Origin of the sequence: Floricoccus tropicus (genome assembly GCF_001832905.1) — a bacterium.
GTDB classification, from domain to species: domain Bacteria; phylum Bacillota; class Bacilli; order Lactobacillales; family Streptococcaceae; genus Floricoccus; species Floricoccus tropicus.
Genome location: NZ_MKIR01000022.1, coordinates 90,883 through 105,055, shown reverse-complemented (window position 1 = coordinate 105,055; position 14,173 = coordinate 90,883). Strand labels below are relative to the sequence as shown.

Annotated in this window: 17 protein-coding genes; 2 read left to right on the top strand and 15 right to left on the bottom strand. The window is 33.5% G+C overall.

The features are described from left to right. The first annotated feature begins 234 nt into the window (after positions 1-234). The gene (locus BG261_RS07210) at positions 235-1,110 is read left to right on the top strand and encodes a hypothetical protein (RefSeq protein ID WP_070792680.1); all 876 of its coding nucleotides are present in this window, start codon (positions 235-237) and stop codon (positions 1,108-1,110) included. Positions 1,111-1,446: 336 nt separating this feature from the next. Here the strand turns inward: BG261_RS07210 and gltX are convergent, their stop codons facing one another. The 15 genes from gltX to BG261_RS07140 form a co-directional block, all read right to left on the bottom strand. Beyond that, entirely contained in the window at positions 1,447-2,907 is a 1,461-nt protein-coding gene (gene gltX / locus BG261_RS07205) for a glutamate--tRNA ligase (protein WP_070792679.1), read from the bottom strand. 99 nt (positions 2,908-3,006) lie between these two features. Further along, positions 3,007-3,486 carry a 2-C-methyl-D-erythritol 2,4-cyclodiphosphate synthase gene (gene ispF, locus BG261_RS07200; protein ID WP_070792678.1) on the bottom strand — a complete coding sequence of 160 codons (480 nt, stop codon included), beginning with the start codon at positions 3,484-3,486 and terminating at the stop codon, positions 3,007-3,009. Position 3,487: 1 nt separating this feature from the next. Further along, on the bottom strand, positions 3,488-4,198 hold the full coding sequence (locus BG261_RS07195; RefSeq protein ID WP_070792677.1) for a TIGR00266 family protein: 711 nt from the start codon (positions 4,196-4,198) through the stop codon (positions 3,488-3,490). After that, a complete protein-coding gene (gene ispD, locus BG261_RS07190) occupies positions 4,191-4,856 on the bottom strand; it encodes a 2-C-methyl-D-erythritol 4-phosphate cytidylyltransferase (protein WP_070792676.1) in 666 nt (221 codons plus the stop codon). The genes BG261_RS07195 and ispD overlap by 8 nt, the downstream gene beginning before the upstream one ends. A gap of 32 nt (positions 4,857-4,888) precedes the next feature. Further along, positions 4,889-5,962: a PIN/TRAM domain-containing protein gene (locus tag BG261_RS07185; RefSeq protein WP_070792675.1), complete on the bottom strand. Its 1,074-nt coding sequence runs from the start codon at positions 5,960-5,962 to the stop codon at positions 4,889-4,891. Positions 5,963-6,127: 165 nt separating this feature from the next. After that, a complete protein-coding gene (gene radA / locus BG261_RS07180) occupies positions 6,128-7,492 on the bottom strand; it encodes a DNA repair protein RadA (protein ID WP_070792674.1) in 1,365 nt (454 codons plus the stop codon). 18 nt (positions 7,493-7,510) lie between these two features. Then, positions 7,511-8,170, bottom strand: a complete 660-nt coding sequence (locus BG261_RS07175) for a hypothetical protein (RefSeq protein ID WP_070792673.1) — start codon at positions 8,168-8,170, stop codon at positions 7,511-7,513. Positions 8,171-8,172: 2 nt separating this feature from the next. Then, a complete protein-coding gene (locus tag BG261_RS07170; protein ID WP_070792669.1) occupies positions 8,173-8,619 on the bottom strand; it encodes a dUTP diphosphatase in 447 nt (148 codons plus the stop codon). 118 nt (positions 8,620-8,737) lie between these two features. Next, entirely contained in the window at positions 8,738-9,493 is a 756-nt protein-coding gene (locus tag BG261_RS07165; protein ID WP_070792667.1) for a DUF975 family protein, read from the bottom strand. Positions 9,494-9,604: 111 nt separating this feature from the next. Continuing rightward, the gene (locus tag BG261_RS07160; RefSeq protein WP_070792665.1) at positions 9,605-10,027 is read right to left on the bottom strand and encodes a DUF3284 domain-containing protein; all 423 of its coding nucleotides are present in this window, start codon (positions 10,025-10,027) and stop codon (positions 9,605-9,607) included. Beyond that, positions 10,005-10,160: a hypothetical protein gene (locus BG261_RS11495; RefSeq protein WP_158007187.1), complete on the bottom strand. Its 156-nt coding sequence runs from the start codon at positions 10,158-10,160 to the stop codon at positions 10,005-10,007. The genes BG261_RS07160 and BG261_RS11495 overlap by 23 nt, the downstream gene beginning before the upstream one ends. Positions 10,161-10,274: 114 nt before the next feature. After that, positions 10,275-11,606, bottom strand: a complete 1,332-nt coding sequence (locus tag BG261_RS07155; RefSeq protein ID WP_414653947.1) for a PTS sugar transporter subunit IIC — start codon at positions 11,604-11,606, stop codon at positions 10,275-10,277. A 163-nt stretch (positions 11,607-11,769) separates the two neighbouring features. Beyond that, the gene (locus BG261_RS07150; protein WP_070787544.1) at positions 11,770-12,081 is read right to left on the bottom strand and encodes a PTS lactose/cellobiose transporter subunit IIA; all 312 of its coding nucleotides are present in this window, start codon (positions 12,079-12,081) and stop codon (positions 11,770-11,772) included. 352 nt (positions 12,082-12,433) lie between these two features. Next, positions 12,434-13,120 (bottom strand): rhomboid family intramembrane serine protease, encoded by a 687-nt coding sequence (locus BG261_RS07145; RefSeq protein WP_070792660.1) that lies wholly within the window; start codon positions 13,118-13,120, stop codon positions 12,434-12,436. Next, entirely contained in the window at positions 13,117-13,656 is a 540-nt protein-coding gene (locus BG261_RS07140; protein ID WP_070792658.1) for a 5-formyltetrahydrofolate cyclo-ligase, read from the bottom strand. Before BG261_RS07140 ends, BG261_RS07145 begins: the two co-directional genes overlap by 4 nt. A 133-nt stretch (positions 13,657-13,789) precedes the next feature. Here BG261_RS07140 and BG261_RS07135 point away from each other — a divergent pair, with 133 nt between their 5' ends. Continuing rightward, positions 13,790-13,990: a cold-shock protein gene (locus BG261_RS07135; RefSeq protein WP_070787541.1), complete on the top strand. Its 201-nt coding sequence runs from the start codon at positions 13,790-13,792 to the stop codon at positions 13,988-13,990. Positions 13,991-14,173: the final 183 nt, after the last annotated feature.

Sequence of the window (14,173 nt, the reverse complement as noted above, 5' to 3'; positions counted from 1 at the left end):
GATACATAAATATCTTTATCAAAGAATTAAAATAAACTTATTTTTTCTCAAGAAACATAAAAGAAATACTTGACACATTTTTGTAACAATGTAATAATAAATACACAAAAGAAATTAATTTTATTTTAGCGAGGAATCTATATGGAGAGAATTATATTTACAAAATGAAAAAATAGACATAGTTTCAATAAAATAGATATAACCTTAAAGATAAAATAAAAAGGAAGAATAAAAATGAAAAAGACAATTACTATATTATTAACAACAACAGCAATTCTCTCACTTGCAGCATGTGGTTCAAATAAAAAAAGTACTACTTCAACAAGTACTACAAAAGGTTCTTCATCGCAAGTAATAAAAAAGAGCACAGAAAATAGTGATGAAAAAAATAAACAAGATGACTCTTCTGATATTCCTGCTGAGAGTACTGAAACTAATACAAATAACTCAACTTCAGAAACAAACAATGAAGACAAACAATCAGAATTTCCTTTTGATAATATTTATGGATTTTGGAAAAATTCTGATGGCAAATATATGACCTTCATTTCAAACGTTGAGAACACTATTGTTGCCTATGGAAAAATGCCTGGACATTCTGCTGATGGTTCTTTCAACATTAGCGATGCAAAAATTGATGGAAACACTATTTCTTCAAAATTAGAATACGGAACTGAGGGTAAAGATACAATCACGATTACTTCTAATGATAAAGATAACATGACTGTAACGTTTAACGATGGCGAAACATGGAATCTAGTAAGAACAAGTCAAGATGAAATTAAAAAATCTCAACCTGTTTCTGAATATACTATTGATGATATCTTAGGAACATGGAATGATAGTGATGGAAATGTTATCCAAGCAGAAGTTACTGATAATCCTGACTACATTAATATTTACAAAACTAATAAAGAGTTTCCTAATGGTCAAGTCGCTAAATTATCACGCAAAGAGTTACTTGTACAAGGAAATTCAATATCTGCAAGAGATATCATTGGAGGAGATGGGATGTCAAATAACTACACATCAGTGACTTTTGATGGTAAAAACAAAGCAACTATTACATCACAAAATGGGAAAACTTATACAATGACAAGAGCTAATTAATCTCATATAAACAGGAATGAGGTTTCATAAAGCTATGGGTGGCCATCCCATAGCTTTTTATTATACTCACTTAAAAATAGATTGACTCATCTCGATGAACGCTAATTCTATCATCAATTCGTCGCCATTAGAACTAATTACTTTAGCAATTTAAGTTCTATGGACATCGTAGCGTAGCGAAATTCCTTGTCTTGCGACCTACACTAATAAGCTTGCTTATTTAAGTGTAATCGACAGTGTAGCAAGACGAAGGTATTTCTATTTTACAACTATACAAAATAACATTTATCATTATCATAGAAAATAATCCCCAAATATAATTTGAGGATTATTTTTTTATTTTGAATTTTCTTCTAAATGCGCAATTGCTTTTTCTTTTCCTAATAAATAGATTGTATCAGGTAATTCAGGTCCATGCATTTCGCCAGAAACAGCAATACGAATTGGCATAAATAAGTTTTTACCTTTGATACCCGTCTCTTTTTGGACTTCCTTAATTAATGGGAAGATATTATCCTTAGTAAAATCAGCATCATCAAGATTTTCTAATTTTTCCTTAAAGGCTTTGATGACTACTGGACTAGTTTCAAGTGATAAAACTTCTTTTGCTTCATCCGTTAATGCTGGAAAATCTTCATAGAAAAGATCTGTCAACTCAATGATTTCTTCTCCATATTTAAGTTGAGGTTTATATAAATCAACAAGATATGGTGATTTTTCGTCTAAGCGTCCTGCTTCTTCTAAGAAAGGCTTTGTAAGTTCAAATACTACTTCTGAGTCAGCATTCTTAATATACTGATTATCCAACCACTCAAGTTTCTTTTGATCAAAAGCTGCTGGTGATTTACTTAAACGATTTTCGTCAAATAACTTAATCAACTCATCCTTAGAGAAAATTTCTTCTTCTCCACCAGGGTTCCATCCAAGTAATGCAATGAAGTTGAAAATTGCATCATTCATGAAACCTTTTTTACGATAATCTTCAATAAATTGAAGCGTGTTTGTATCACGTTTTGAAAGTTTCTTACCTGTTTCACTATTGATGATAAGAGTCATATGACCAAATTTTGGTGCTTCCCAATCTAACGCTTCATAAATCATAAGTTGTTTAGGAGTGTTGGCAATATGGTCATCTCCACGAATAACATGGCTAATATCCATTAAATGATCATCAACTACTACGGCAAAATTATATGTTGGGTATCCATCACGTTTTTGAATTACCCAGTCACCGCCAATATTCTTACCTTCAAACTCGATTTCACCTTTAACAATATCATCCCACTTGTAAATTGACCCTTCAGGAACTTTTATACGAACAGTCGGTTCAATTCCTTGTGCTTCACGTTCAGAAATATAAGATGCTTTTTCTTCTTCAGTCATTCCTTTATATTCACTCACGTAAACAGGCGGAAGACCTTTTGCTTCTTGAGCTTCACGATCAGCGGCAATTTCTTCTTCAGTTTTATACGATTTATAAGCTTTACCTGATTCCAAAAGTTCATCAACATATTTTTGATAAATATCTAAACGTTCTGATTGACGATATGGTCCATATTTTTCATTTGGATTTTGTGGACTTTCATCCCAATCCATTCCTAGCCAAGCAAGGTTTTCTAATTGGCTACGTTCACCATCTTCGACATGACGTTTACGGTCTGTATCCTCTATACGGATTATGAACTCACCACCGTGGTGACGAGCAAATAAGTAGTTAAATAATGCTGTACGAGCATTTCCAATATGTAAAAGTCCTGTTGGTGATGGTGCATAACGCACACGAATTTTATCTGACATTTTTCCTCCAATTTGTACAAATATAAAATATAAAAGGCTAAACTAATTTAACCTTTTACTTTTTAGCATAGAATAGTATAACACAAAAGCTTAATCAAGTTAAGATTTTATAATTAAAACAACCGCTTCACAGGCCATCCCTTCTTCACGGCCTACAAAACCTAATTTTTCTGTTGTAGTGGCTTTTATATTAATATTTTCTTCTGATGTATGTAGTATTTGAGCAATATTCTTTTTCATTTCAGCTAAATGAGGTTTCATCTTTGGTTGCTCGGCCATGATAGTAGCATCAATGTTTCCAATAACAAATCCTTTATCAATCATCTTATCATAAGTATCTGAGAGTATTTTCGTTGACGCAATACCCGCAATCTCTGGATTTGTATCAGGGAATGCATGACCAATATCACCTAGACCAAGGGCTCCAATAATTGCATCTGTAATAGCATGCAAAAGAACATCTGCATCACTATGACCTAACAAACCTCTATCATGAGGAATATCAACTCCTCCAATAATCAATTTACGATTTTCAACCAACTCATGAACATCGTATCCTTGTCCAATTTTAATATCCATATTAATTACCTGTAGCAATATACGAACTTAGAACATTAGCGAATGACTCAACATTGAGACTTTGTACAAGAATCTTACCAGTACCTCTGAAAGTATTTACAACCCCTTCACCAGTACCAATACTTTGCATAAATCCATTTTCCAAACGAATATCATAGTCAAGACTTGTACTCCATGCTACAACGTGAGCATTATCAATTGTTATCTCATCATTTGAAAGATCAATTTCCTTAATAGAACCAAAGGAATTTACAAGGAGAGTCCCTTGACCTTCTGTAGTCATAATAAAGAAACCACCTTGTCCACCAAATACAGCTCTGCCAACACTCTGTCTTTGCATAGTATATTGAGCACTTCCATCCAGTGCAAGAAATACCCCATCATTGAGCCTATATTGCTCATTACCTAATTCAAGGGCCATAACCTGACCTGGAGTATTAGGTGCAAGAGCAAGTCTACCACTATCCGAAGTTGAAGAAACTTGAGTTAAAAACATACTCTCTCCACTTGTTACACTTCTAGCCATCGCTCCTACAAGTTTACTAAGTCCTGAGCCTTTAGAATTTAAAGTAGTAGACAATTTGATTCCTGGACTGTGATAGACCATACTTCCACGTTGGATATAAGCACTTTCGCCAGCCTCTAAATAAAGTTCCACAAGCGGAAATTGCATATTAGAATCAATCACATATTTCATTCTGTTATCAGCCATTAGTTGACATCCTTTCCTTAATCAAGCGAGCCATGAGGATATCCTCAGGCGTAGTAACCTTTATATTATTATAAGAGCCTTCTACGATAGAGACCGAAACTTCTCCAAATTCCTCAATCAGGCTTGCATCATCAGTGCCTAAAAAGTTATTTTCAAAGGCCTCCATATGAGCATTAATTATTAAATCACTTTGAAAACATTGGGGAGTTTGAGCCGAAAATAGAGTCTCGCGTGGAATAGTTTGTTTGATCTTTCCATCTGACTCCACCTGTTTAATTGTATCTTTCACAGGAACAGCCAAAATTGAATTCGGTTTTTTCTTTAAACAATTGAGTTCTCTCTGATTTATAAATGGACGTGCTCCATCGTGAATCATGACGTAATCTGATTCAACTAATTTCAATGCATTTCTCACGCTGTCTTGTCTTTCTTGACCTCCAACGGCAAAAACTATATTCTCTGACAAGTAAGAAGTAAATATGCCCTGCTCTTCCTTCTTACCAACCAAAATTATTTTTTGACAATCAGAGTCAGCTTTGAATAAGTCAACTGAATATTGGAAAATGGGCTTATCATCTATTGATAGGAAAATCTTATTTTTATTTATCCCCATTCTTCTTCCAGAACCAGCCGCAAGAATAATCGCATCATATTTCATTTATTTAACCTAATTTCTAATGTTTAAATATTCTATATTAATTTTGCAAAAATCATACGACCCGCATTAGTTTGAAGTGCACTTGTAACCTCAGCATCAACAGTCTCGTCAATCATATTATCAGTGTCTTCTACAACAATCATAGTTCCATCAGGCATATATCCAATTCCCTGATGTCTTTCACTACCTTTTTTAACAATGGTAACTTTAAGTTCTTCACCAACCACAACTTGAGGTTTGACTGCATTTGCTAGTTCATTAATATTTAAAACAGGCACGCGCTGGATCTCAGCTACCTTATTCAAATTGTAATCATTTGTTATCAAACTTCCCTTAAGCTCTGTTGCTAGTCGTAACAGCTTAGTATCCACTTCATGAATATCATCATAGTCCTTATCAGTAGTTTCGACCTTAATATTTTTAAGCTTTTGAATATCATTTACTAAGTCTAATCCGCGTCTTCCCTTAGCACGTTTAAGTTTATCATTACTATCGGCAATTAGCTGTAATTCAAAAACCACAAAATTTGGAATTAAGATGATTCCATCAACAAAACCAGTTTTTAATACATCAATAATTCGCCCATCAATAATAGCACTTGTATCAAGTAATTTATAATTTTCTACTTGAATGACTTCATTTTTTTCTTCAGCTTCGTTTTCTTCAACAACCACAGGTTTTTTACGACTAAACATGGCAAAAATTTCTTTGCCACGACGAGCAAATACTCGATAGCCTACATAAGCAAAACCGGACATAAGAATCAATGGCCCAACTGTGCTAACAAATGGGATATTAAGTGCCCAAAGCGCAACACTTGCAATCGCTCCTGCCACCAGTCCCAATAGAGTTCCTGTAAGATTAGATGCAAACTTCTGCAGATTTAACTTACTGATGTCTTCATCCAACTTTGAAAGAGCACGTAGAATAGATTTGTTAAAAATAAATGATAATAATAGAAAAATAATTGCACCAATAATACTATTAACTACGTTGTTGTTTTCAAGTTTAGTTTGATTCAATGCGGACCATAGATACGGTAAGAACGAACTTCCAACTGCTGCTCCGATTACCACCATTAATCCTTGTATAATTAATCGTCTCATGGGTACCTCCTTTTTAATTTTTGTACAATACAATTTTACCATAAAAACAACTTAAATACTTATAAAATCAGTGTTTTAGCTGTTTTTATAGCTTTAATTATAAAATAAAATTCTTAAAAATAAATTAAAAGAATCAGACAATAAAATCTGATTCTTTTAATTTATTTAACCAAATACTTTACCAAGAACTTCTGTTAATGTGGTAACTCCCACAACTTGAATTGTATTAGGAACTTTTAATCCCGTTAAAGAATTTTTAGGTACATAGATTTTTTTAAAGCCAAGTTTAGCCGCTTCATTTATACGACTTTCAATTCTGTTTACTCTTCGAATTTCTCCTGTTAAACCAATTTCACCAATGAATGCTGCATCTGCTGAAGTTGGTTCTTCCTTATAACTTGAAGCAATAGCTACTGCCACAGCAAGGTCAATAGCTGGTTCATCAAGCTTTACACCACCAGCCGACTTAAGATAAGCATCTTGGTTTTGTAGTAATAGTCCCGCCCTCTTCTCAAGAACCGCCATAATCAGGCTAACTCTATTAAAGTCTAGACCAGTTGTTGTTCGTTTAGCATTTCCAAATACAGTCGGTGTAACTAAGGCTTGAATTTCAACTAATATTGGTCTAGTACCTTCCATTGATACAACAATTGCTGATCCAGTTGCACCAGCAAGACGCTCTTCCAAAAAGACTTCTGATGGATTGGTCACTTCAACTAAACCAACTGATTGCATCTCAAAAATACCAATTTCATTAGTTGAACCAAATCTATTTTTTACTGCTCTAAGAATTCTAAAAGTATGCTGTCTTTCTCCTTCAAAATAAAGTACGGTGTCAACCATATGTTCAAGCATTCTTGGTCCTGCTAAGTTACCTTCTTTAGTAACATGACCAACAATAAAAATTGCAATATTATTCATTTTAGCTAACTGCATCAGTTCGGCAGTAACTTCTTTAATCTGGCTTACACTCCCTTGAACACTACTTATTTCTGGTGACATAATTGTTTGTATAGAGTCGATAATTACAAAATTGGGCTGCATCCTTTCAATTTCAGCACGTATGTTGACCATATTCGTTTCTGCATAGAGATAAAAATCACTATTGATATCACCAAGTCGCTCTGCCCTTAGTTTTATTTGTTGTGCGCTTTCTTCTCCAGATACATATAAGACTCTACCGCGATTGGCAAGTTGTGTTGAAACCTGAAGTAAAAGTGTTGACTTACCAATCCCTGGGTCTCCACCGATAAGAACCAAGCTTCCTGGTACAACTCCACCACCTAAAACTCTATTAAATTCATCTAAATCAGTCTCTACACGTAATGTATGTTGCGTCTCTACTTCATCAAGCTTCATCGGACGAGATTTTTCACCTGTTAAACTAACACGTGCATTCTTAATCGGCTCTGCTTCAATCTCTTCTAAAAAACTATTCCATTCACCACAGTTAGGACAACGTCCTAAATATTTCGGTGAATGATAACCACAATTTTGACAAATGAATGTTGATTTTGCTTTTTTTGCCAAGTTATCCCTCTTTCTAAATTACAAAATGCGATAAGTTATCAGGACCTCTTCACTATCTTTTACACTCTTTTTTTTGAATAACCCCCACAATAACGGATAAGTACTGTCCACTTCAAAATCTTTAAAGCTTTCAATCCCTATGGTATTAGCTTTTAAAGCTAGATTGTTTAAGAGAATTTTCAAACCATCTATTTTTTCAGCATATAAGTATCCCACTTCTATGCTGTTAGCGTCATTAGATTTGTATGAAATCAAAACGCCAAAAATATTACCATTATCATAAAGCACAGAGGATAAATCTGGAAGAAAATATTCATCTTCAACTATTGATTCCCATTTTTCAATGTCAAAATTAGCTACTGGATTAACTTCATGTGTCTTCCTGTATAGTTTATAATGATAGCTCCAAAACTCCAACTTTTCAGCTTTACTTAGTTCATTATAAGTCCGTATATTGTTATTATTACTATCGTCAAGGAAAGTTTCTAAACTTCCTGATAATGTCCTTGTCTTTCTAATAATCTCGAAAGGTAGATTTACTTTTTGAGAACGATAAAGAAGTCCCTTACCTTCAAATTTAGCAATACTCACTGCTTCATTCTTTTTTCGTAAGTCTTTTAATAAATAAGATTCTGGATGTGTAGTGTTAAAAATTAAAAATTCAGGAATTTCCTTCATTGTTATTTTCCAGTACTTCCAAAACCACCTGTACGTTCTCCTTGGGCATTATCTCCATCCGCAACTAAAAATGGCATAAATACACCTTGAACTACTCGTTCTCCTTTTTCAACTAACACGTCCTCGTCACTAATGTTCTTCATTTGAGCAAATATAGCCCCTTCATTACTAGGATTATTATAATAATCTCCGTCTATTACACCTACGGAGTTGATTAAAACAAGTCCCTTTTTACGTGGGTTACTGCTTCTATCAAAAAGATAGAGCACTTCTCCTGCCTGCATATAGGCTTTTAATCCAGTTGGTATAAGTTTAATTTCCCCGGGTTTTAATACAGTGTTTTCTGATGCTTCTATGTCATAACCTGCCGAATGCTCAGTTGAACGTTCAGGCAAGTTTATATTTTTATCAGCAAAAGATGAGATTACTTCAAATCCACGAATTTTCATTTTTATTCTCCAATACTAAATACGATTTTGCTTCCTAATTATAACAAAAAAAAGAAAGTGAGACTCAACCATCTTTTCAGAATAGATTAATCTTCACTTTTCCAATATTATTTATTAATTATAATCCAGCTGTCAATTTTTCTTCTCTTAATTTTATATAATAATTTTGACTTGCTGTTTGCATATATGGAAGAACATAAAAAGATGCTAATCCAAGTGTAACTATCACAAGGAGTCCCCAAAGTACAAAACTAAGATTAAAAATTACATAATCTAGCTTTCTGCCATACATAAGAACTTGACTTCTTTTAATAGCCTGCCTCCATGAAAGTTTAATACCGCTATCAATTGCGTCTTTGTATACATTTGTTGCTTGTACATATGAGATAACTTTTGATGTATAAAAAATTCCACCGCCAATAGCAAAGATAACAATCAAAGTTATAGTAAGCCAATCTGGTATATTAGGGCCACTCAGAGAAGATAAAACTAAAATACACATTGCAAAAAGGAATCCCCAAAGTACTGTATAAATTCCAACTATAAGAGAAATCCCAACATTTGGCCAAAAATATTGATTACTTAAAATTTCAGATTGTTGTTGAAATGCTTTACCTGTTGGACGACCAAGTCTTAAATTATCTAAGGTTACGTAATTTGCACTACTTCTAGTAATAAAAACAGCAATGGCTACTAAGACTGATAAGATACTAAGAATCACTGGTATATCACCATCAATATAGTCATCAATTTTATATCCAATTGTTCCACTTATAAATGAAAGCACAATTGTTAGTGACCATAGACTAATACTATATTTTAGATTTTGTCCAATAAAATCCTTGGCTTCTTTTTTTATTAATTTTCTATTCACATCACTTCTCCTAATAAATTATGCTTTTAATTATATCAAACTTGTAAAAAATAAAATAGTATAAACTCTATCGTTTATACTATCTAATATTTATTAAAATATCCCTTTGTTTTACTGTCCGTTGTATGACTTATTGATGTTATCAATAATTGCAGAAATTTGTCTTTTTTTCAACCATCCTACTGTTAAACCAAGTACCATATCATTGGCTTTCTGAAACAGTCCATTTGAATCTTGTTTTTCACTAACTATAACTTCTGTTGTCCCATCGGAATTTGGTTTCAATTCCCAACGAGTATGGTAAGCTACTTTATCTGTATAAGTAGAAAATGCATAAACTTCTGGTTTTATTACTTGATCAAATTTGATACGACCAGTTCTATTTTGTGCAAATTTCTTAATATATTCAAAATCATTCAATTCCTTGAGCGATGGTCTACGACCTGTTTGTTTTTCAACATCATATAGGCCAGATTCAATAATTTTATTGAAAATAAAACTTTGTGGAACTTTAATTGTCTTTTTTATTTCCATATTTTTCTCCGTTTTTTCTTGCTTTTACAAGTATACTACCACCAAAAATAAATAATACAAACGCAATTAACCATCTTTGATACATAAATGCTAATAATGCAAGACTTACTACAAATAATCCCCAAGAATACATAATTTCCACCTTTATTATAATCTATAAATAGATTATATCTCAATTATTACTTTTTTGATAGTTTAATTATAAAGGACTAGCTCAAGCTAGTCCCATAATTATTTAAGAAAGATATTAATCTTCTGGAATTTCTACTTTGTTTGCTGCAATAACAAATGGTGCCCAAATAAAGAATGATACAATTACACAGACAAGTGTAACGATTGGCGCACGCCAGTCAAATGTAGCCATAAATGATAGCAAGAATGGAGGTGTAACCCATGTTGGTGCTTGAGTAACTGGATTTACAAGTCCTGCATTAGTTGCCAACCATCCAATTGCAAGTGATGCAGTTGGAGCTAAAACAAACGGAATTACAAGAATTGGATTAAGTACGATTGGAAGACCGAACATAACTGGTTCATTGATATTGAAAATACCAGGTCCTAGTGAAAGTTTACCAACTGCACGGTAGTCTTCACGTTTAGAGAACAGTATAATTGCAACGATAAGTACTAATGTTCCACCTGAACCACCGAACCATGCATAAGCATCAAACGAACCACGAACCCAGTTATACGCTTTACCATCTTTAACTGCTTCTTTAACTGCGTCAGCACCTTTAAGACCGTTGTATCCTGCTTGGTAGATGTTTTGGTTAACTAATTGTGCTTGACCATAGATACCTTCCAAGATTGGTGCCATAATATTTGGACCATGTAATCCAAAGAACCATAATACTTGAATAAAAATACCGATGATAAGAACTGCAAATAGACTTTGAGTCGCACCCATAAATGGTTCAGCGATATATTTTTGAATTAAATCGATTAATAGTTGACCACCTGATACTTTACCAACCACGTAATTAATAATTGCTATTACATATAAAGCTACAGTAGCCGGAATGATAGCAGCAAACGCTTTCGAGATTGCTGGTGGAACTGAGTCAGGAAGTTTGATAGTAATATTTTTAAGCATAAGTTTACTGTAAATAATTACTGAAATTGCTCCCAAAATCATTACTGTAAAGTAAGCATTACCTCCAAGGTGAGCGAGTTTTAACCAACCCCATGCACCAGTAGTAATTGTATCAAATTGAGAAATCGCACCAGTCACTGGGTCTTTAACATCAGATACCGAAACTGTTGAACCTGCTGCAGTTATCAAATCTAACGCTTTTTGTCCGAGTTCACCTTTAGGTACATTAATCGCTGTAGATGCTGAAAATGCTACTCCCTGGAATAAAGTTGCAAGACCAACTACACCTCCAGCTGCAGCATTAACCTTGTATGCTTTAGCAAGATTATAACCCCAAGTATAAGCGAAGATTACCCCTGCAATTGCAAGTGTTCCTTGCCACACAAAACCATTGATACCAACAATATCGCGTAGTACAGGAACATTTGCGACATCATATCCTTTAATAAGCATTGCTGGAAGATCACGAATAATAGCGTTAATCATTAATGCAACAGAACCTGCCATTGTAGCTGGCATTGTACCAATGAATGCATCACGGAGTGCAACTAAATGTTTTTGACTCCCAATTTTCGCTGCGAATGGAACCAGATGTTTTTCCATCCACGCAAGTAGTTTGTTCATAAAAAGTTCTCCTTAAATAAAATTATTAATTAATAACCTTGTAGAGTTCAACAATTTCTTTTGCCAAATCTACAAAGGCGATTCCTGTCATTAGGTGGTCCTGTGCATGAACCATATAAATATTTAGCGGTACTTCTTCACCATTTGCTGCCTTAGTTAAAAGATCAGTTTGCCCGTGGTGTGCTTCCACAATCGCTTTACCAGCTGCGTCAAGCTTTTCCTGTGCCTTATCGAAGTCCCCTACTTTAGCTGCTGCTATAGCTTCGATTGCATTAGACTTCGCTTCACCACCATACATAATAAGTGGCATGATGATTTCAAGTTGTGCGTCATCCATATATGAATTATTCTCCTTTCCTATTTTCCAAACCATTTTTCAGATGCGTTTTTCATCTACACTTATCATATCACAGAATACAGAAAGTGCAAACGCTTACGGAATCATAAAATAATTTTTTAGTGATTTATGGATAATAATATAAAAGCTTTTATCCAAGTAATTAAAAGCTTTTTACTCAAATAATAAAATAACACTTTCTAAAATTAGCAAAATTGGTATATACCACAGCTAGCTGATAACTATAGGTTTTCAAGCGTTTTCATAAAACTTGTACTATTTTAATAAACATGTTGTTAAAAAACACAAAAAAACAGCCTAAATACATTGACAGGCTGTATTAATGTCTATTTTATCTATAAACTGAAAATACACAAAAGAATATTAGAAGAGCTGAATAGATTACTAGAGCAGCAAAACGAACTCCTTTCGGGTTTCTCATTCCTGGATAATTATATGGAATTGCAAAAGCGAGTAGTATTCCTCCTATTATTCCTCCTATGTGACCTAGTAGACTTACATTTACTTCGAATAAGTTTGAAACTAAGTTAAATATTATCAAAGCTAGATATCCTTTTGCTACTTCCTTAAATGCTGAATTATTAGATATGTATCCAAGAGCTACAACTCCCGCAAACATTCCAAAAATTGATGTTGATGCTCCAGCAGATATTGTTTCCGGGCTAAAATACAATGACATGGCATTTGCAAATATACCAGAAAACATATAAAGAATGAAGAAACGAAATGATCCAAATATTTCTTCAACCTGTGCACCAATAAAATATATTGCGAAAATATTAAAGAAAAAATGCGCGAAACCAATATGAACAAATATCGGGGTTATAAGACGCCATAAATCAAAAGGTGAGCTTATTACCCCTCCCCACAGAGCGCCTGATTTTATTAATGCAACTGGTGATGTCATACCATCAGGACCATAGACAATCAACATGTATACAAAAACAAGCGTTGTAATAGCCGTGATGATATAAGTCACCTTGTGATTAGGATTAAAATATTTTTTTAAATTTGTCATTTTTCCTCTTTTCTACTATAAAAATAGATTTTTTTTACCTTCATGTCAAAATCTTCTACTTGGAAATCTTGTTTTTGAAAGTCAAAGGCGAGACTTATGGTCTCCCCATAATAATTTTCTAAATATCGATCGTAGAATCCTCCACCATAGCCTATTCGATATCCTTCCCTATCAAATGCTAAGCCTGGTACAAGAATTAAATCTGGTATCATTGGTTCTAAATCTACTGGCTCCAAAATCCCAAACTTTGACAATTCTAATCTCTTTTCATCGTATGGATAAAATTTCATTAGTCCTTTACCGATTACCTTTGGAATCACGATTATCTTATTTTGCTCTAATAATTGCTTTCTAATATGGGTAGTATCAAATTCAAAAGGCATGGACATAAACAAAGCGATGACATTGCTATCTTTTACTTGTTGATTTTCAAGAAATCTTTTATTTAAGTAAGATTCTTGTAAAGACTTTTCTGAATTTTTTTGACTTTTCAGAGCTTTTTGCATATTTTCTCTAGTTATTGCTTTCCTTTTCATATTATATATGATACACTAAATTTGTATTTTATTTAAGAATTAAATCGGTGCTTGTTGCATTCTGTAAAAAGATCCAATGTTACACACTTTTAAGGCTAAAGAGATACAAATAAATTTTTAGGAGTGTGTTCACATGGCACAAGGTACTGTTAAATGGTTTAACCCAGAAAAAGGTTTTGGTTTCATCACAGCTGAAGATGGGAAAGATGTATTCGTACATTTCTCTGCTATCCAAACTGATGGATTCAAAACTCTTGAAGAAGGTCAAGCAGTTGAATTCGACGTTGAAGACGGACAACGCGGACCTCAAGCGGTTAACGTAACAAAAGCTTAATTTTAATTAAGTAGTAAAAATGGACTGACCTCGGTTGGTCCATTTTGCTGTTATAAAATGCTATTGAAAGACACATATAATTTAAAAATTTTACTACATGGTTAACAGTTTACCCACCATCAGTGTTAATAAACATAAACAATAAAATACTTAATGAATTCATTAAGTATTTTAAAACTATCT